Origin of the sequence: Rhodococcus sp. KRD197 (assembly GCF_017168235.1) — a bacterium.
Lineage (GTDB): Bacteria > Actinomycetota > Actinomycetes > Mycobacteriales > Mycobacteriaceae > Rhodococcoides.
On sequence record NZ_JABFAO010000009.1, the window covers coordinates 153,005 to 172,575 of the forward strand.

The window sequence follows — 19,571 nt, forward strand, 5'->3', positions numbered from 1 at the left end:
CGCCCTGGGCAGCGTAGGATTTAGAGGAGTGGCGTGCGCCTTCGGATCGACGAAATTAGGGGTGTGACTCTCCTGTTGTAAACCCAAAGTTCTTGCCGTGAGGCTTGCGCAATCTCATTCAATATTGCGTTCTGCTTACGAACCGGTTCGATACGTCTCGCCGATCTTTATTAACCTCCCTCGGTGGACTCCTAGGTCAATGATTGCCTCCAGCCGCTCACGTGTTTGACCGGTTAGACGCTTCTGGTTGAAAGTCGACAAAGTCTGGCGCAGCAGGCTGTCGTAGTCCGGCTGCCCCGCCCGCGCGCAGACCGACATCATCGCGTTGATGATCTCCTCCGGCGCTACGTCGGACAGCGGACGCGCCAGGTCGCTGGGAGTTCTGCGGAACCCGCGCCAAGTCCCACGGTCCAGTTCCTTCGGCCACACGAAGTCGCCCAGTGCCTCGGACCGTTCGATCAGTTCCTCGGGTACGGACTGCAGGACGAAATCGCGCCGAGCAGCCGCCACCCTGTCGAACCCGAACCGTCGAGCAACATTTCGAGCCAACCGGTCAATTGAAATGGGGCCTTCGATCTCGACAGTCTCCTGAACGGCCCTCAGAATCGTGTTCTTCACCGCTGGTGAGTGCACTCGATCGAGATCGTCGCGGATACCCAGGTTCGAACTTGAAGCCTCGACGTACTCGATATTGCGACCGTGCCAATCCCGCGGCTCGGCGAAAGACAACGCAGCTTCGTCGACCGTCGCCCGCGCTATCAGAACCGGCTCCATGACTTCAGGTTCGCGGCTCTCCTCAGCGGAAGGTTTGAGCCACCGCTCGGCGTCAGGTGCGAACTCCTCAGGGGATTCCACAGCAAGTTGAACCTTGGCCGCTACCGATTCCGCAATGGCCGCGGCTTGCGCCTCCGCTGCCGCGTCGATCTCCGCTTGTCTCGCGGCCATTCGTTCCTTGGAAATGGCAACTGCATCGCCAACCTGGGAAATGACCGAGGTGGGGTTGTCGATCCAATCGGGCAACCACACCCGCACCGACGAACCCCAATGCATCATCGACTCCAAGAGCTGTGGCGTCAGATCGCGGTCGGCCACGGTAGGACGCTGCGCCCACTGAGGGCCGTCCAACATGACCGCTACCTGCCATCGCTCTGAACCGGGTTCACGGACAACCAAATCCAACACGAAATCGGACAACCCGTAATTCGCCTCGACTTCGTACCCATGATCACGCAGCGACTGAACCAACCCAGCCTGTACCTCATCGGTCGCGCCCTTCGAATGAACAGCCGGCTCGTCCTCCCCGCGGGAATCCTGAGCCGCATGTTCGAGATAGCCCCGCAGATGCGCCATCCCTACCGATCGTGTTCGCGACAGGTCGATGTCGGTCGGGTCGAACGAGGTGAAGATGACCACCTTACGTCGTGCACGGGTGATAGCGACATTCAGTCGTTTCTCACCGCCGGTGCGCGTCAGCGGGCCGAAGTTTAGCGGCAGCTTGGGATCGTCCGGCTTCTTCGAGAACGCCGCACTGAAGAGAATGACGTCGCGCTCGTCACCCTGCACGTTCTCGAGATTCTTGACGAAGATGCCGTCGTCACGGTCCTCACGCAATTGGTCGAGGATCAACGGATCGCCCGATGCTTCCAGTAGATCGCGTACCAAGGTCTGCTGCTGCGCGTTGAACGTGACGACGCCGATGCTTTGCGAGGCCAAATGGGCGTTCGCTAGCCGGCCGCGGATCTCCTCAACGATCGCCTCGGCTTCGACGATATTGGTGCGCAGACGGTCTTTGGTCTCACGGTTGAAGTGCCCGTCGACGCGCCGCCACTCCACACCCGCGGTGTCATCGCCACCCGGTGACGGTAGGCTCGCCAGCCGGCCTTCGTAGTACTTCTCGTTCGAGAACGCGATGAGCGATTCGTCCTGACTCCGGTAGTGCCACGATAGCCACAACCGCGGCACGCCGGATTCCACCGCTTCGGTGAGAATGCTGTCGAGATCATCGGGGATGACCTCGTCGTCCTCGCTGTAGTCATCGCTGTCGTTGGTGCTCACCACACCGATAGCCGTCGGCGGCATCTGCTGCGAGTCGCCGACGATGACGGCCGAGCGCCCGCGTCCCAGCGCACCGATGGCCTGGGGAACCGTCACCTGGGATGCCTCGTCGAACACGACGAGATCGAAGGTGACCGAACCAGGCGGCACGAACTGCGCAAGTGATGTGGGACTGACGAAGAAGCATGGTGTCGCTTCGAGGATGTAGTTCGCATAGCGATTCATCAACTGCCGGAACGTGGTTCCGCCGCGCTTGGCGTCGAGGGCGCGTCGGAGATGGCCGATGTCGCCCGTCAATGAGCCCGCTTGGAACGAGCGCCGCTCCAGAAGCGCGGCCGGGAGCGCACTGATCTGCTCGGATCGACTCGCCGCGGACGCATTCGCGAAGTCGTCGATCTGGCCGTCCTTGATCGCCCGGTCGAACTGTGAGAGTCCGTGCTTGCGGCGGCGCTCGCTGAGCGATGTGTGTGCCACGCCTCGCATGAACGCGATCTCGGCTTGGTTCGCGGGGATCGTGCCGGTCAGTAGCTCGTGGACGAGGTCGGTCAAACCCGCCGCGCGGAGAGGGTTGAGGAACGCGGTCATGGTGGACCACTGGCGTATCGGCGCACTGCCATCCGTTTGGACGGCTTCGAGCCATGAGTGCGAGTCGCGTTGCCACGCGGCGAACCAGTGCGAGTTGTTCCGCCAACGGTCGATGTCGGTGTCGGTCGTGCCCAGAATCTGTCGCCAGCTCCGCCATGCCTGCGCGAGGCTGTCGAGCGTATCGGTGTCCCGCGGAGTCAACGGTCCGGTGGCAGTGAGGATCTGCCACAGCTGAGGTTGCGTCCGCATGAAGTGCGCAGTCTGCTCGACGTAATCGAAAGATGCCTGCAGTTGCTGAGTTGCATCCGCACCGATCGGATTCCACGTCGGTGGTGCGAACTGCGTCAACAGTTGGTGCATGTGCTGCACTGTCTGCGAGGTGAGTCCACGCGCTCCGGGAATCGACCTCAGGAGGGGGAGTGCGGATTCGGGATCGAGTTGCACCCCCGGCAGCAAAGCTGGTGCCAGGTCACGAACGAACTGTTCGCTGCGCTTCTTCTTCCCGAACAGGCCCTTGGTCGCTTCTTCCGCGGCGAGCGCGAGTGTTTCGGCGTCGCCGCTCGCGATGAAGCTGGGTGTGAAGACCGACGTGAGCGGACTGCACTGTTGTTGCAGAAGCGAGATCGCCCCGAGCAAAGCCTGCTTCGACGCAGCCCATTGGGCAGATTGGGCGTTGGTCAGTACATCCGCCGCCGGAATTGGACGGCCGAATTGACGTCGCGCCTGGGGGAGCAGGTGTTCTATTGCTTCAGGATTGGGAACCTGCTCGACAACGAAACGCACGGTGGGGCTTCGATGAACAGCGTCGAGCACTGCAGACAGCCCAGCCGTGACCGACCGGAAGTGATCGTCGGTTGCCTGAGAATCGATGATTCCAGCGATGGTCCAGGGGTTGTCGCGAGAAATTGAGATCGATCGGGCGGCCCGCTCGAACTGCTGCAAGGCGCTGGTGATCTCGGGTACCGACACCGATGGGTTGCCGACAAACGATGCTGGAACGGTTGCGACGGTGCCGTCGCCGAGACCGAGGAGGGTGTCGTAGGCAGACCACAACGAATGGTCGACGCCATTCTTCTGGTGGATCTTCGTCGGGTAGTCGTCGAGTGGGACGTGGTGCGACCGAACATCGGCGAGCTTGGCGGCCCACGACCGGTAGTTGTAGCTGGTGGAGTGTTCGATCGCACGCTTGACCTGGTCGCGAATAGCGTTCGCGCTCTGGTTCTTTCCGTGCAGGTCAAGCGTGAATTTGGTGAGGCCGACAGCGTCGAGACGCTTCTTGACGACGTCGAGCGCAGCCTGCTTCTCTGCTACGAAGAGCACGGACTTGCCCTGCGAGAGAGTATGCGCGATCAGGTTGGTGATCGTCTGGGATTTTCCGGTTCCGGGTGGGCCTTCGAGCACGAAGGTGTGCCCATCGGCTGCCAGCGCGACAGCGCGCAGTTGAGATCCGTCGGCGGGGATGGGTACCGGGACGTCGAGTTCGTGCACTGGTACCGATTCGATGTCGGAACCGTCCGGTCGACGCGAATCGCGGAACGACTCGCCTGCGCTGTGCGTCAGGTGGCGAACGATGGGGCTCTGTTCGAGGATGTCCCAGTGGTCGGTGAGGTCCTTCCACATACCGAAGGTGCCGAACTGGCAGATGGCGATCGACGCCGTCTCGTCGATGCGGAAGTCGAGGTTGTGCTCGACCAACGCAGAGCGAATGCCCTTGAGAGCTTCGTCGATATCGATCCCGTGCTCATCGAGCGGCGGATTTTCGAGGGCAGGGATCGACGCATGGTGTTTGATCCGCAGCCATTCGACGAGGCAGTAGTTGGGCGTCGAGACACCTGCGGTGTCGACGGTGAGCTTGAACTGGCTTCGACCCGAACCGCCCACGACCTTCACCGGCAGCAGGAACAGGGGAGCGCGGGCGTCCTTTCCGCTGCTCGTCGTGTGGATCAACCCGCCGAACGTCAGGTAGAGGTTGGCGTTGCCGGTCTCCTCGAACATCGTGTGCGCGGTTCGCTGCAGATGCTTCAGCCGCGCTGCGTACGTGTCCTTGGTGACGACGGCGTGAATCCGCTTTCGATCGCGCAGGTAGTCGAGGATCGTGGCGTCGTCGATGTCTTGTGCCCGCCGAGCGCCCTGCAGTTCATGGATGGAACTGAGTTCGTCATGGGGGATCAGTTCGATGTCGGTGCCGGCATGGACGAGGTCGTCGAGCAAAGCCAACCCGGAACTGGGGACGTGGAGGTCGATGACCTCGCGCATGGGCTTGAGGTTGAGAAGCCGGTTTCGGGTGCTCAGATCGAGGAGAGATCGCTTCCACTTCTGTACACGAGGCGGGGCCGTGTCGGTGCTGTCGAGCACAAGGTCCGAGGAGTCCTGCGCGTCGAGCAAGTCGGCCGGAAGCCCGAGATCGGCTGCCATTGGAACCGACGATGACGCTTCTGCCTTGACAGCAGCGACCTCGTCCAGACTCGGCAATGGCCGGACACCGTCTTTGCGTGCCGAGGAAATTGCGATGACGCCGCGCAGCGCGCCATGATCGGCGAAGTGCCGTCGCGCATCCGCGACAGCCTGCTTGAACGTGCCAGCAGATGTGGTGTCGTAGTACTTGGCTTCGACCGGTACCACGCGGCCGGACTCGACGAGGTTGAGCAGTGCATTCGGTTCGGTGATGGTCGAGTGCGCCAGTTGGCTTTCGTCGCGCAGGAAACCCGCAAACGAGTGGCCGTCGATCAGCCAGATGACCGGCCGAATCCCGACGGCTTCCAGACATGCGGCGAAGGTGACCGAGAGGTCGATGCAGGTGCCGAAACGCTCGTCGAGCACCTGGGAGGTGGTGCGAATCTTCTGTCCGGTGTCCTCGAAAGAGGCAGGCGGATTGATGTACCGGATCTGCTGATGGCGTAGGGCTTCGTAGATTCCGGCCGCGATCTGCGCGGCGCGTTCCGGCCCTTTCTGATAGCCACCGAGCGAGGGGTCGCCCGTGGCCGAACCGAGCAGATTCGATGCAGCATCGAGAACGGTATTGACTGCGCGGGTGTTGGGCTGAACGAAGGCAGCAAGCGAATCGTAAAAGGCGGGAGCGTTGAACCACTCGTTGTGGGCCAGCACACGAATCGGCGCGTTGAGGTGGATGTCCTCGCCCCACAACCTGGAAACGGTGACAGTGATGGTTGCAGGGTGGCTCTCGTTGAGTTCGCGTAGGTGTGGAATCGGCGGAACGATGGCTGAGTAGTTGGACCAGACCACGTCTTCGCCGGCGCGCAGGGCGCCGTCGTGGACGTCGACGCGCTGCGGCGACAGTTCCGTGCCAGCACCGAACAACTGAACCGACGCCTTCACATCCACGACATCTGTGTCCGAGAGGTTCACGATCTCGACGCTGGTGATCAGCGGAACGCCATTGTGGACGAGCGCGAGATTCACGGCAGGGTGGGCGTGGATCTCGATCGACAGCCCGTCGACTACCGTGCGAAACGGGTTCTGGTCCTGGTCGAGATCCTGCATCTTTCCTCCGAACTCCGTCGTCCGGCGCCCCGATGACCGGGGCGACGAGTGACGGCAACGCCGTCAACCTTCACACGCTAGGGCACGCCACCGACAAAGTGCTGAGGAAACGGTATCGGACATTTCGGCGCGATGTTTGCCGATGCTAAAGATGTCGGGTGTGGTTCATTCGAATGAATGATGCCGCGGTGATTCCCGGTCGAGGTTCGCACATGGTTGTCGGCAACGTGGGCTAGCCTGCTGCCTGACGGACGATCCGAGGGGACCCGAATGAGTGACGTCGGTGTGCAGTGGCGGCCATACCCACTGTGGGGTGGGCGAGGAGACTGGTGCAACGAAGCGGTCGTTGGGACGCACGCCTATGTCGACGCCATCCGCGGGACTCTGGGGTCGGATTTCGACCCCGCTGGCTCGACTATTCGACGCACCGTCGAGTTGATTCCCGAGCCAGACAATCCGCACGACCGATACGCAGTGTCCGTCCGGGCGTCGAACTACTTGATCGGCTACCTGGCGCGCGAACGCGCAATCTTGTTTCACAACCGGTTGATGGAGCTGATCAATCGGGGATTGGTCCCCACTGTGCCCGCATCGATTCGCGCATACGAACAGAACCGGTGGGACGACAGGCCCGGAACACCGATTGACCTAGCCACCAATATCGAAGTGCAACTCAGCGAGCCCCATCTCATCCTCCCGGGCAACGAACCACCCGAAATGCCGTACACGCTTCTTCCGAGCGGCGGGGCTGTTCAGGTAACCAAGGCCGATGAGCACTTCGACGTCTTGCGGCACTTCGTCGAGCCGGAGGGCGAGCTGGAACTGTTGGTCACACTGCACGAAATCGACGTCAGCACAGCCAAGACCGAGAAGAAAGCCGTCGAGGTGCGCGTCGACGACCACAGGATCGGGCAGCTGACGCCTCAGACCAGCGCAAAGTTTCTGCCTGCCATACGGCATTTGAAGGATCGCGGATTGCTGACGGTCGGCCGCGGATTGTTCAAGGGGTCCGCGGTCTCGGCCCAGGTATCGCTGATGGCCGCGAAAGCGCATGAGCTGCCTCAGGACTTCCTGACCGGGGATCCGAAGACCGTCATCGCGTTGAACCGGCCGCGTCGGACGCCAGTTGCTACAGCGAGTGTGTCGGTGGCGTCGGCAGCCGAGACTGCCACATTCGTTATCGATCTCGTGACTTCGCAGCCGCTGACGCCATGGCAGCAGAAGGAAGCATTCAAGCTGTTGCGTGCTGCAGCGTCGGTTGTGGGTGATGCCGTCGAAGATCCTGTGGTGACAGCTAGTTCGGTCCGAGCAGTGGTCTTGCGGGAGCACTCGGAAGTCATTGCCAACGCCATTGCGGGCATCGAGGATTCGGACTTTGCGTTGGCGAACGACTTTCGGAGTTCTATCGCACTGTCCTGACCGACCTGTGTCGGTAGCGAACTTTAGGCTTCGGTTGTTTCGAGATGTCCGGAAACGTCGGTTCTGCGATTGTATGAAACTTGGAGTTGAGCATTGGTGACCGTTCCATTTGGCCGTGAAGGTCGTATTGAATTCGCTATGGGCAGGAGGGTGTATGAAGCCGCTCCTGCATGAGACCGTCGCACGGTGGGCCGAGGATCATCAGTTCGGTCCGGAACTGAAGTTCACGGAAGCCGCAAGTATCGGTCTGCCCGCGAACGGCCCAAAGGCTAGTGGCTACTACCTCTTGCGATTCGAGAACGACTCCTACTACCTGGGAGAGTCGGTGGATTTACGATCCCGGATGGGTGATCCGTCCCGGCATTTCCGGAGGGCTCATTGCGTGAGTGCCTCCTCCGGATTGAGGGTGCGCGTCCGATCGTAGTGGAGTTGCTCGGCGTGGTCGGGCGTGAGGTCATGGCAGTAGCTGTGGGGGCGCCACCAACCGGGCCACCATATCGATGGCATCCTTCTTCAACTCCGCCGAGTACCGCTTCGATCCTGCTGCCATGAGGTTTCATCTTTCCCTGAGACGAACCCTCCGGAAACACCGGGACGGATCAGGGTGGGCACAAGGCGAAGTGGGGTGATGAGATCGCGACAGTGCGTCTCTTGGCTGTTACCGCCTCCAAGCAAGAACTCAAACGGGTGGAACGGACTCTCACTCACGATCTGGAGTCAACTGGTGCGCCACTTCGAAATGTTCTGAACGCGAGCGTCACTGTGGGTGTCGATGCGCTCAGTGAGCTACTGGATGAAGCGGCACAGGAAAAGTGGCTGGTGAACCCTGGTGCCTACAATGCTCACGATTCGACTCCGCTGAAATCAATTACGGTACAGTCGATTCGATACTCAACAGCTGCTCGCCGCTACGTCGAGCACTCCGACGAAGCGGCTGTCACCGCACTCCTGCGTACCTTCATCGAAGCGTGCATCCCGGCCCCTCGCGCAACCGAGTTTCAATACTGGTCTGTGAGCACGGGTACGTATGGCAGCACCAGGTTTCCACGTCGCTTCTGCGTGAGTGTTGGCAAGATGGAGGTGTTTGTCGTCAACGCAGATAAGCAGCGCGGAGGTCAACTCGGCGGCTTCGTCAACATTCGGGAGAGCGTGCTTGACTCCCTGTTGGATGACGTCGATGGCTTCCTGTCAGAGCACTCGGGTGTGGAGGTCTCGGAGACTTGCTACGACGACGCAGGAGCTGACACTCTCAAATTGCGGGCTGAAGGGCTCGACGCACTCACCAAGCTATTGTCCGACCCCCGGGTGTCGAAGGCCGCTGGAGCGCTCGTTCTCGACCTGATGAGGAAGCACTTCTGCATCTATACCAGGTATCACTGCCCGCAGCTGGTCGAGCGCGTCTACCCGGGCCTGAGCCGCGACTCAGGCGGTGAAGTGGAGGCTGTCATCTACACCGATATTGGACCGACCTCCGTGGTGGAAGCCATTCAAAACGTCCCTGGCCGGGTTAGTACTGACGATGAGTCCGCAGAGCAGGTCGAAGATCTTGGAGATGTGGAGATTTATTGGGTGGTCGGGCCGGGAACCCGCGCCTCGAAAAGAAATCAGTTGTCGGACTTTGTTGCTCGTGGTGAGTGGCGAACGGATTCGAATTCTCGCTATGAGGCCATGGTGGCCAACATGCGGGTAGGCGAGCGAATCGCCGTTCGAACGCGGAGAAACATAACCGAAGACGTGCCTTTCGACAATCGTGACCACCCGGTATCCGCAATGGACTTCCACCTGCGCGGTGTCATCACGCACAGTCCGGGGGATGGTTGCTCGGTGGGGGTTCGGTGGGACGACGCCTTTGCTGTGCCGCGCCGTTTCTACCTCTATACAAGCCAGGACGTGGTGTGGCCAATGGTGCTCGGGCAGTCCACCAGTTGGGACCAAGTGATCAAATTTGCCTTTTATGATGAACCACAGGACATCGATATGTTCAGAAATTCACCGTTCTGGTCTCGACGATTCGGTGATCGTTGACCGCCGGCGAGGTCGTACCGCTCAGGCGCATACCCCGCGTTCGTCACTTGCCAAGCTGAGGTCCGCTGTTCGGACGACATCGCTTGATTCCCGGGACGGCTAGCGTCTCGATGGTATGAGAATCGGTTTCGGTCGTGTAGGAGAGTGCGTCACTTTGACTTTGTCTGAGTCTTGCATCCCTCGAAGGGTTCTCGGTATTGCCTGCGTCGCAGTTCTGGCGACTGCGGCGTGCTCCGACTCCAGCGGTGTGGCCCCTCCAATACCTCAGGCTGATCAACTCGCTGTGCACCAGGTGGAGTCGTCGGCCACGTCCACCGCCGAAGCCGCTGCGTCAGGTCCACTCACAGGCTTCGTCATTGCGTGGGCTGATAACGGAACGGTGCACGTCGGCACCATCGACCCTGAGACTGGTGAATATGCCGTCGGACCAACTTTCGAGGTGGGAGACTTCGCGGTCGCTCCGAATGCACCGACGACCAATGACCAATCCTACTTTCGCCGGTTGGTCTCGCCTGACTTCGAATTCGCCTACGCGCAGCGAATCGTCGACGGTGACCCGCATGTCGGATGGGGTCGACACAGCCGGAAATTTTGCGGATGTCACTGCGAGCGTTGCCGGTCCGCGCACCGACCTGAGCGGTCCGCCAGATGTGAACGGGCACGGCTTTGATCAGCTCGGCAAAGGCCGACACACCAACCGAATGCAAGGTCGATGCTAGTTGATGTCGCAGCACTATTTGTGTGTTCGCCATACCTCGGAGCGCAATCAACGTGACAAAGCGAGGCTGGCCTCGCCGAAAAGCATCCGAACGGAAAGGGTTGCCAGCACGAGCGATACAGCAGCGTTGACTGCAAGGCAAGCAGCAAGCGACCAGCCGTCATACTCTCCGGAGATCGTCTCGGATAGGCCAATTGCTACGTTTGAAAATGGGATGGTTTCGAATACTCGTCTGAGGTGGTCGTTGGACGCGACTGCCGATGCGCCTCCCACCGAGACCGGAATGAAGGCCACCAACGAGACCCAGTACTGCGCCTCCTTGATCGTCCTGGCCAAGCCGCTCACGAATAGTAACATCGCGCTACATAGCGTGAGTGCTGAGAGCGTGAGAATTGCAAGCGTAAAGGCGCTGCCGGCGCCGATACCGGCTTCGACTACGTAATCTAGACCGAGGTTCCACGCCCCCCGTGGCCTAACGTGACCGACGCAGATCAAGAAGGATAAGGCCAGTATTCCAGACGTCGCCGAGGTGACGACAACCGCGCAGAGCTTACCCATTATTATGCTCAGGCCGGGGGCGCCCGAAACACGCAGACTTTCGAAGGTGCCGTGTTCTTTTTCGGCCGCTATGCATTCGATGGCGACCGAAGTGCCCGCCAGGGTGAATAGGGATAACAGAAGCACTGGCAATAGATAGCTTGTGATGGCAATGTTTGCGGGAGCCTGGCTGAAGAAATTTTCCACCAGAGTCGTTGACCTTGCTTTGTCCATAAGCGTCGGCTGAAGCGGGTCCCAGACTCCATTTTCCGGCAGTCCTGAATCTGTGAATACTACTATTGCCTCGGCCGTCAGTGCAGTCGAATCCAGCGACATCGGGCTGGGTATGAGCTTCCAGGATTCGTCACTTTCCTGTATCAACGCTAAATCCGATTTTCCGCGCACGAGGTCATCCCACGGGGAATCGCTCCACTTGACATTCCACACGGGCTGTCCAGTGTCTCCGACATCCGTCCGGTTGAGCCTGTCGTCGATGTGTTTCAGCAGTCGCGAGTCATTAGGGTTGAAACTGTTCGAAGAGACGCTCAGCTCCTTGTGATCCAACTCAGAACTGGTGCCCTGCGCGAACAGTAGAAGGCAGAAGAGCGGTCCGATAAGGGTCGGGATGAACAACAGTACGAGCGCACGGCGGTCGCGCAGTTGCTGGCTCAGCTCTTTTTTGAGGACGACCCAGAGATTAGACATGACGGAACCCAGTCATTGCCTGTCGCAGCGCGTCGGCCGCGGGTGCTGGAGGTAGTTCGTCGAGAGAGTGGCGATTTGAGCTAGTCACTCCTCGTTCCCACAGCACCCAATAGTCGGCGCAATGTGACACGATTTCGTAGGCGTTGTGTCCGGAGATGAGAATCGACGTGTCGTCGAATGCCGCGCTGGCGATGAGCTCTCCGAAGAGCTGAAGTCCATCAATGTCCATGCCTGTGGTGGGTTCGTCGAGGAGCAATAGGTCGGGTTTGTGAACCATCGACCGTGCGAGTGCGACCCTTTGTCTCATTCCGCGAGACATATCGCGGACCTTCTTTGTGGAAAACCAGTCAACGTTCAAGCTTTTCATTATTTCTTTTGTCGCGGCTTTTGCTTCTCGATGCTTCATTCCAGCGAGCTCCGCGAAATATCTGATGTTCTCCTCAGCGGTCAGGCTTCCATATAGGGAGGCATCGCCGCCTAGAAAGAGGCTGGTACGCCGGCGATTTGCCGGGCTTGCCCGGTGCGACGGTTCGCCGAACAGGAGTACCGTGCCATTATCTGGAGCGACAAGACCGCTAATAAGCCTCATCAATGTGGTCTTTCCCGACCCGTTGGATCCGACCAGTCCTACCCGCTGCCCACGTGCGATATCAAAATCCGCTCTATCGAAGATCAGTTTTGAATCAAGGGTGAAACTGAGGGAGCAGCCTTGAACGATGATGTCCGCGGACACGCTGGTTCCTTCGGATTGGATTGAATGAAAAGTCCGGTGGAGAATTCCGGTGGAGAATGTTGACACTCTCCACCGGGCATCGCCGTTAACGACGACGATTATTTCTCTGCCACAACGCGATTGTTGCGCCGAGAAGCGCGGCACCGCCAAAGAACAGCATGCGATTCACCTCCTTCTGGTTATTTACTGCGATTACTTCACATCGATGGCAGGTGAGTGTTTCGGAAAGAAGCACCGCCACTCACCCGTCATCAAAAATCAGAGTATTTGAGGTTTTCTGGACTGTCTGTCTGCTGTTCAGATGAGATTGGCGTCGGTTTCGATTATCCAGGAGGACGCCAGATTGCGAAATGCCCCTTGGGTATTGCGCTGTGATCGAAACATACTGCAGATCCGCGGGTCTGACCGCGTCTTCGATGCACGAAAAGGAAGCTAGTGGTCCGTCTTTGAAGTCGTTTTACGGGTGGTTTTCTTGAGGATTTGCTCCGGTGTTTTGGTCCAGACGAACGGCTGGGCGCGTGGGTTCCAGGCGTTGATGAACGCGCGGATCTTAGCGGTGAGGTCGCGTACGTTGCGGAAGGTTCCGCGGTGGATCGCCTGTTGTTCGATGATCCCCAACCACACCTCCACGAGGTTCGTCCAGGACGCCGAGGTGGGTGTGAAGTGGACTGTGATGCGGGGATTGTTGGCGAGCCGGTCACGGACTTCCCGCTTTTTGTGCGTGGCGTAGTTGTCCATCACCAGGTGCAATTGCTGGTCCGGGCTCGCTACGTGTTTGAGGAACACAAGAAATTCCTGGTGACGGTGCCGTGGCCGGCAGATCCCGGTGACCTGTCCGGTGGCGACTTCGAGGGCCGCGAACAGTGTCGTCGTACCGTTGCGGGCATAGTCGTGGGTTTGCCGTTCGGGTATCCCGATCTGCATCGGCAGTGTCGGTGCGGTGCGGTCCAACGCCTGAATTTGCGACTGTTCGTCGACGCACAACACGATCGCGTTCTCCGGTGGCTCGAGATAGAGGCCGACTATATCGGTGGCCTTCGCAACCAAATCCAGGTCGGTGGAGAATTTGAATGTCTCACTGCGTCAGAGCTGGACGCCATGTTCCCGCCATACTCGGGCGACGGTAGCGTGCTCGATCTTCAGGTGCTCGGCGAGTAGTCGTGAGCTCCAATTGGGTGACGCCGTATTTCGCCGGTGGAGGTGTGAGTGTGACCGCAATCAGATTCTTGCGGTCGAGGGTGCGTGGACGTCCCGATCGTTCCTCGTCGAACAGTCATGCGGTGGGGCGGTTGAGGTAGAGCACGCATACTGAGTCGGGTGTGCTTCGGGGCTGCCGGTGAAGTCGCCGGTGGGTAGAGTCGAGTCTTTTCGTACTTGCCATTGGATGCGAGGTGGATTGCGAAGCCCCACCGGTTGGCGGAGCCGTTGTATCCGCGTGGTGAGCTGCGACCCATGGCTTGTTCACTTATTCCCGGTGCCGTTGCATGCAGAACAATTGACCCAGTTCCCAAAGTCGCTGTGTCCGCCCGATCCACCGCAGCGTGGGCACGTCGCGCGCAGCAAAGTTTCCTTGAGTCTTGTCATTGTTGCTCCCTACTCTGAGGCTGATTCTGACATGCGTATGCAACCATGAATAAGTGCCTACGTGGTATCGATCGATCACCCGACAGCGCAGAGCTATTCGGTGGGTGGAGGCGCGTTTTCAAGGATACAAAATCGACCATGATCGAAAAGCGTTGCGTATCGACAGTATCGACGTGCCACAGTGGCCTACTTCTGCAAGACGGTGCTGCCGTCCACTGGACGAACTGCGCTGACGAGTTTCGCGTAGCAATGATCGCGATCCAAATTGTTGGCAACGCACCAAGTATTCGCCGACTCGCCTGTCGGATAGGTTTCGCCCACGGCGGTTACCCACCAATCAGGGGATGAAAAGGTGCTCCACGATCCGCTCCAGATGAGGCGCGCAGACGGGTATCGGATCCTCATCTGGAGGTGCTCGAGCAGGATGTCGGCATTGGTCCATGTCTTGCCCTCGGCGACCAAGCCGGGCTTCTTCGAACTGATCTGAGGGATCCAGCGATCGGCGAGCGAGGAGGTTACGACGGCACGGTCGGAGTCCGAAATGGCGCGAAGTGCCTCCGCTGCAGCCATTTCCGCGTCACCCGATGTCGGTGGGGCGACGGTCGATGCGGACAGTGAGACCACCTCGGACGCAGATATATTCGATGAGTCGCTGCTTCCCGCGTCGAACTCGACGGAGGTGGACGACGACAGAGTCGTCGGGACCATCCAAAAAGTTCCGAGCGGAAAGGTCAATGTCAAGCGACTGTTGCCGTCGCCGGTGAGCAATGCGGGGTCGGAGGAGAAGTCGAACACGCCTGCGGCAACGCTGGTCGATCCGTCGACAACATTGATGCGCACCGACGAACTCGACACGACAGAATCGACCGAGCATCCGCTTGCAGCGGTCACGTCGAGCACCAGTCCTGACGCCGACAGACGCGCGTCATTGAAGGACACGACCGGCGCCGACGTGCACGAGCCGACGGCATTGTTCGGTGTTTCCCCGATGGCTGCATCCGCCGCTGGGCGAGCAGCGGTGTCCATCTGTACGTCGTCCGAACTTCGGGTTGTTCCGTAGACTCCTGCTGCGACTAGAACCGCCACCACGACGAGGCCGGCTGCCGCATGGAGGTACTTTCGGGGCGTGTCGGGGCTGCCTGTGGAGTGTGCTGATGCGGATAGCGATGGGTACGAGGTGTCGGTGGGAGTTGCAGCCGGTCGGTCCGGCAGCGGGAACAGTGGCTCGGGGTTATCGGGCATGCGACCCGACCTTTCTGGACGCATTTCTTTGCGGATCAGGGGCCACGCATGAGGGTAGTGCAACGTTGCATCGATGGAGGCGAGAGTGATGTCGTTCGATCGAATGAAGCGGCGCGGAAGGGTAATTCAGCACGGCACGATCAACGCCGGGTCGCTCGCAGTATTCAGCCACTTGCCGTAAGCGTCGCCACCCTGCAGGCGTACGTCGTTGCATAGTTCGGTTGTGGTGTAGCCCGAAGGCCGGTACACAGCGTAGATGGGATTGCCCTCTGTGCTCTGTTGCCGCAAGGATGGGCACGATCTGTCGGTGCGTAAGTACCTAGCGCCCGGATTCGACGCAAGCGCAGCAGCGACTTCCTGGGCATAGGCGCCGGGGCTGATAGCGCTGTGAATCACCACTATTCCCGATCCGTCGCACGCTGGAACGGCCAACGGCACGGAAAGGCCGAGGTCGACATCCGAGACGGGCGGAGCCGCTGCGGCAGCGGTAGGCGCCGGACTGGCAAGTGCGGGTGCGATGGGTGCAGGATCGGCGACCTCGCGATCGGGCGCCGCCGGACTACTAGTCTCGGCTTCAGAGGACTCGGAGACGGGCCCCGTGACCACGGGCCCCGCGACCACAGGCCCCGCGGCCACGGGCTCGGCGCGACCGCGGTCGATCCCGTAGAGGGCTGCCCCGACCAGAACGGCTGCCACGGTGACGGCGATACCCACATACGTGAGGGTGCGGTTATTGCTGCTACGCGGCTCAGAACTGACTGGTCCATTGAGCGTCGGGTATGCGTCAGTGCTGGGAGGAGCCGACGGCTGGTTCGGTAGCGGAAACAACGGCTCGGGACTGTCAGGCACTCGACACCCTCCTTCTAGCGCGCACGTTCAGTGCGAGAGAAGGCGCACCTGCTCATCGCAATTTACTGCTTTGGGGTATTGAGCGCCGTCGTTCGAACAGTTGACTTCCGTCGACCGCTATTGGCTCGGAACCGACGGTGCCGGCCAGATCGATTCCCGGCGCACCAATCGATCTGGCAGGCCACGAAGCCAGCGGCTCACGAACTCCCGAGCTGCACGCCGCCCACGCTCGACATTGCGTCCAACTTGCGCAACAGCGACCAGCGCTTGGTGACGACCCGGTCGCAGGAGGTGGCCATCCCGGCCCGAGATACCCACTCCGACATCCACACGTCGACCTCGGTTCCTCCATCGACGGAGTCGGTCAAGCCGATCGACATGACTGGATTCTTCGAGCCATACGAACCGATGCCGATTCCCCGGGACTGAAAATTCAGTCGCCCGCTCCCGTTCACCTGCTTCCAGCCAATGCCCCTGAAGTGAGCGAGGACTGCTTGCTCGACGTCGACAGGTGGAGCTGTCACCACGACGCTCGTTTGCTGCTTCGCCATCGCGCTCAGCACGTAACCCATGACGAGCAATCCGACGATGTAGACGACGACGAACACCATCGCAGTTTCCGGGCTGATCGCGACGCTCGCGAAAAATCCGACAAGGGCCACGAGTATGGCTATACCGAAGACCTGCATGATTTCCTTTCGAAGATCAGTGGAAATGGACCGGTTGTCTACTTCCAGTGGCCGCCGTGCTCGTTGCACGTCGAGCCTGTGTTGTTGCATTTGCTGCAGGTCAGCTTGCCGAACATCCCGCTAGCTCGTCCTCCGTTGCAGGAAGGGCAGTCGTGGACGGGGCGGTAGCACTTTCTGCATTGAGACATGGAAGGTCGTCCTTTCGAAAGGTGTGATGGGTTCTATTCGAAACTGTGCATGAGACGGCGAAGCCTTTCAATCATCTGGTCGCAGTACACGACTCGGTGATGGCCGAAAGTGGAGGGGGCTCCGGGGGTTCGGTATTTCGTGCAGCAAGGCGATTCGCGTCTTGTTCCACGAAAGGAACTTGGCCATGTCTCCGATACGGACGACTCGAACTGCTGCAGGAGTGAACGGCGCCCTGGCGACGTTCCGGAAGGCTGTCGAGACCACCGACGCCTATCCACGGTTTCTGTCCGAGTTGGGATTCGACCCGAACACCGTCGCGTCAGCACCGGACTTCTCGTTTGTCCCGCCTACGACGAAGAAGAACTACGTGCATGCCTACGAATTGCCACAACTCATCCCGGGAGGCGACGCCACGTCGACGCGCATCTATTCATCCAGCTCAGGATCATCTGGTCCACCTACTCATTGGCCGCGCGCGAAGCTGTCCCTGGACCACAGTGTCGTTCTGCATGAGCGGATCCTGCGCCAGCTGGGTGCCGACCGACTGTCGACTCTCGTGGTGGTGTGCTTTGCAATGGGCGACTGGATCGGCGGAACGTACACACTTCGTGCGATCGAAGAGCTGCACGACCGCGGGTTTCCGGTGTCTGCAGTGGCCCCGGGGGTCCACGTCGACACCGTTCGTGTGGACGTGGCCTCACTCGGGATGCACTACGACCAGGTGATACTTGCCGGCTATCCACCGTTCGTTCGTGACGTCCTGGACGGCGCCGGGCACGACGTCCTGAGCCAGAACATAAAGTTCTTGCTGGCAGGTGAGAGCATCGGAGAGAGCTGGCGAGACGGAATTCTGAGGCTCGTGGGAAAAGTCGATCGCCCGGAGGACGTGTGTTTGGTCTATGGCACCGCCGACGCGGGGATGATCGGGCACGAGACATCGACGACGATCGCGGCGCGGCGTTTGGCGTTGCAGCACAACGAACTCGACGCGACGCTGTTCGGTGGGTCCGCCGCGTCGTCGACGCTGGTCGAGTACGATACCTCTCTGCGGTACATCGAAACCGACGAGCAGGGTTACCTACTGTTCACCGTCGACAACACGATTCCCTTGGTGCGCTACCGGATCAACGACATCGGTGAAGTCATCACCCCCTGTGAGCTACGTCGTCAGTTGGCCGACCTGGGGCACGATCTCGACGTGGCGACCTCGACCGAGCATTCGCAGTTCGTCGTGGTGAAACAACGCGCTGATATTGCGGTCTCGTTCTATGCCGTGAACATCTACCCTGAACCGGTCCGCGCCGCACTCGCCGATCCACAGTTGACCGACGCGATCACCGGCAAGTTCGTTCTTGGACGTCGTACAGGCAATGACCTCCGCGACACCTTGCACTTGCACGTCGAGCTCCGGAAGGGCGTTGAGTTGCCAGTAGGTCCGAATGCGGAGTGCGCCAGAATGGTTCGCCGCAGTGTAGTGGACGCCTTGATGTTATCGAGTAGTGAGTTCAACGAGCTTCACGGAATGTACGGGGCCGCGGTGGAGCCCGAGGTGGAATTCCATCCATACGGGAGCGAGGGCTTTCAATTGCAGATCAAGCAGAGCGCTGTCGAGCGGGTAGGTTCGCTGTGATCGAGATACTGGACCCCAAGACCGACTCTCGCCGGATAGACGAATTGTTGCAGCCGAACTGCGGTATGCACTACGTCGACGGATGGAAGTCGGCCCGATCGGAGCTCGCCGCAATCGACGCGTTCGGACCCGCATCCGTGAACTGGGACGACGATCGCGTCATCGAGGACTCGAGCCGCTACATCGTTTATCCCTGGCGATCGACAATGGTTCGGCTCCCGGCTGACGAGCACTTCTATCGTTTGCGGACCGCGCGCAACAGGTACTTGCTGGACGATGATGAGCAGCGACAATGGGGATCAGCTTTGATCGGAGTCGCAGGGCTCAGCGTGGGTGCATCGGTGGTGTCGGTGTGCGCGCTGACAGGGGCGCGGCGATTCCGCATCGCCGATCCCGATACCTTGGGGCCCAGCAATCTGAACCGACTGCAGGGTTCGGTGTGCGACCTCGGGATGTCCAAAGTGACTCTTGCGCAACGCCGACTTCTGGAGACCGATCCGTACTGTGACGTCTCGGCACATCCGAACGGATACGACAGCCTCGATGGCAGTTTCCTCGGCAGTGTGGGCGGAGAACAGCTATCCGTGCTCGCGGAGGAAATGGACGATCTCGCACTGAAAGTAGTAGTTCGGCAACAGGCTCGGGTACTTGGTATTCCAGTGGTGATGGCAACCGACAACGGTGACAACGTCATCCTCGATGTCGAGCGGTACGATCTCGATGCCGACTATCCGCTGTTCCACGGCAGGGCAGGCGAACTCACCGGAATGGACGTCTCGGAGCTCGACGACCCTCGCAACAGAATCCGCATCGCGAGCGCAATCGTCGGCAGTGACGTGACGCCTCGTACCAGGTATTCGTTGACGCAGGTCGGCTGTTCGCTTCCGTCGTGGCCTCAGCTCGGCACCGCCGCCAACGCTGCCGGCTCAGTCGCGGCGTTGGCGGCGCGGTTGATCGTGTCGGGTGCAGACATGCAATCCGGTCGGTATCGCGTCGATCTCGACCGAATCCTGCTGGGTGACGCGGCTGCGTCGGCAACCCGGTGGAACGAACTCGACGAGTACGCCTTCGCAGCATTGATGGCGCAACGCTACTAGAACCTGGTGGCGC

10 protein-coding genes and 1 pseudogene are annotated in these 19,571 nt (G+C 60.1%); 4 read left to right on the plus strand and 7 right to left on the minus strand.

The features are described 5' to 3' along the window. Nucleotides 1-135: 135 nt before the first annotated feature. Nucleotides 136-6,141, minus strand: coding sequence for a DUF3320 domain-containing protein (locus tag J1M86_RS14350; protein ID WP_206510383.1), 6,006 nt, complete (start codon nucleotides 6,139-6,141; stop codon nucleotides 136-138). Nucleotides 6,142-6,411: 270 nt separating this feature from the next. Between J1M86_RS14350 and J1M86_RS14355 the strand changes: the two genes are divergently transcribed. Further along, complete coding sequence (locus J1M86_RS14355; protein WP_206510384.1) at nucleotides 6,412-7,560, plus strand: HIRAN domain-containing protein; 1,149 nt, start codon at nucleotides 6,412-6,414, stop codon at nucleotides 7,558-7,560. A 651-nt stretch (nucleotides 7,561-8,211) separates the two neighbouring features. Then, a complete protein-coding gene (locus tag J1M86_RS14360) occupies nucleotides 8,212-9,585 on the plus strand; it encodes a hypothetical protein (protein WP_206510385.1) in 1,374 nt (457 codons plus the stop codon). 766 nt (nucleotides 9,586-10,351) lie between these two features. Here J1M86_RS14360 and J1M86_RS14365 read toward each other — a convergent pair. From J1M86_RS14365 to J1M86_RS14390, 6 genes and pseudogenes are all read right to left on the minus strand, one after another. Further along, nucleotides 10,352-11,545, minus strand: coding sequence for an ABC transporter permease (locus J1M86_RS14365; protein WP_206510386.1), 1,194 nt, complete (start codon nucleotides 11,543-11,545; stop codon nucleotides 10,352-10,354). Then, entirely contained in the window at nucleotides 11,538-12,278 is a 741-nt protein-coding gene (locus J1M86_RS14370; RefSeq protein WP_206510387.1) for an ATP-binding cassette domain-containing protein, read from the minus strand. The genes J1M86_RS14365 and J1M86_RS14370 overlap by 8 nt, the downstream gene beginning before the upstream one ends. 432 nt (nucleotides 12,279-12,710) lie before the next feature. Further along, nucleotides 12,711-13,551 (minus strand): annotated as a pseudogene (locus tag J1M86_RS14375) (IS630 family transposase); the annotation flags it as partial. Between the two features lie 497 nt (nucleotides 13,552-14,048). Then, nucleotides 14,049-15,104, minus strand: coding sequence for a hypothetical protein (locus tag J1M86_RS14380; RefSeq protein ID WP_206510388.1), 1,056 nt, complete (start codon nucleotides 15,102-15,104; stop codon nucleotides 14,049-14,051). A 126-nt stretch (nucleotides 15,105-15,230) separates the two neighbouring features. Further along, nucleotides 15,231-15,953, minus strand: coding sequence for a serine/threonine protein kinase (locus J1M86_RS14385; protein ID WP_206510389.1), 723 nt, complete (start codon nucleotides 15,951-15,953; stop codon nucleotides 15,231-15,233). A gap of 197 nt (nucleotides 15,954-16,150) precedes the next feature. Further along, entirely contained in the window at nucleotides 16,151-16,642 is a 492-nt protein-coding gene (locus J1M86_RS14390; RefSeq protein WP_206510390.1) for a hypothetical protein, read from the minus strand. Nucleotides 16,643-17,015: 373 nt separating this feature from the next. Between J1M86_RS14390 and J1M86_RS14395 the strand changes: the two genes are divergently transcribed. Together J1M86_RS14395 and J1M86_RS14400 are read left to right on the plus strand one after the other, a co-directional pair. Beyond that, nucleotides 17,016-18,461 (plus strand): phenylacetate--CoA ligase family protein, encoded by a 1,446-nt coding sequence (locus J1M86_RS14395; protein ID WP_206510391.1) that lies wholly within the window; start codon nucleotides 17,016-17,018, stop codon nucleotides 18,459-18,461. Further along, a complete protein-coding gene (locus J1M86_RS14400; RefSeq protein WP_206510392.1) occupies nucleotides 18,458-19,558 on the plus strand; it encodes a ThiF family adenylyltransferase in 1,101 nt (366 codons plus the stop codon). The genes J1M86_RS14395 and J1M86_RS14400 overlap by 4 nt, the downstream gene beginning before the upstream one ends. Nucleotides 19,559-19,571: the final 13 nt, after the last annotated feature.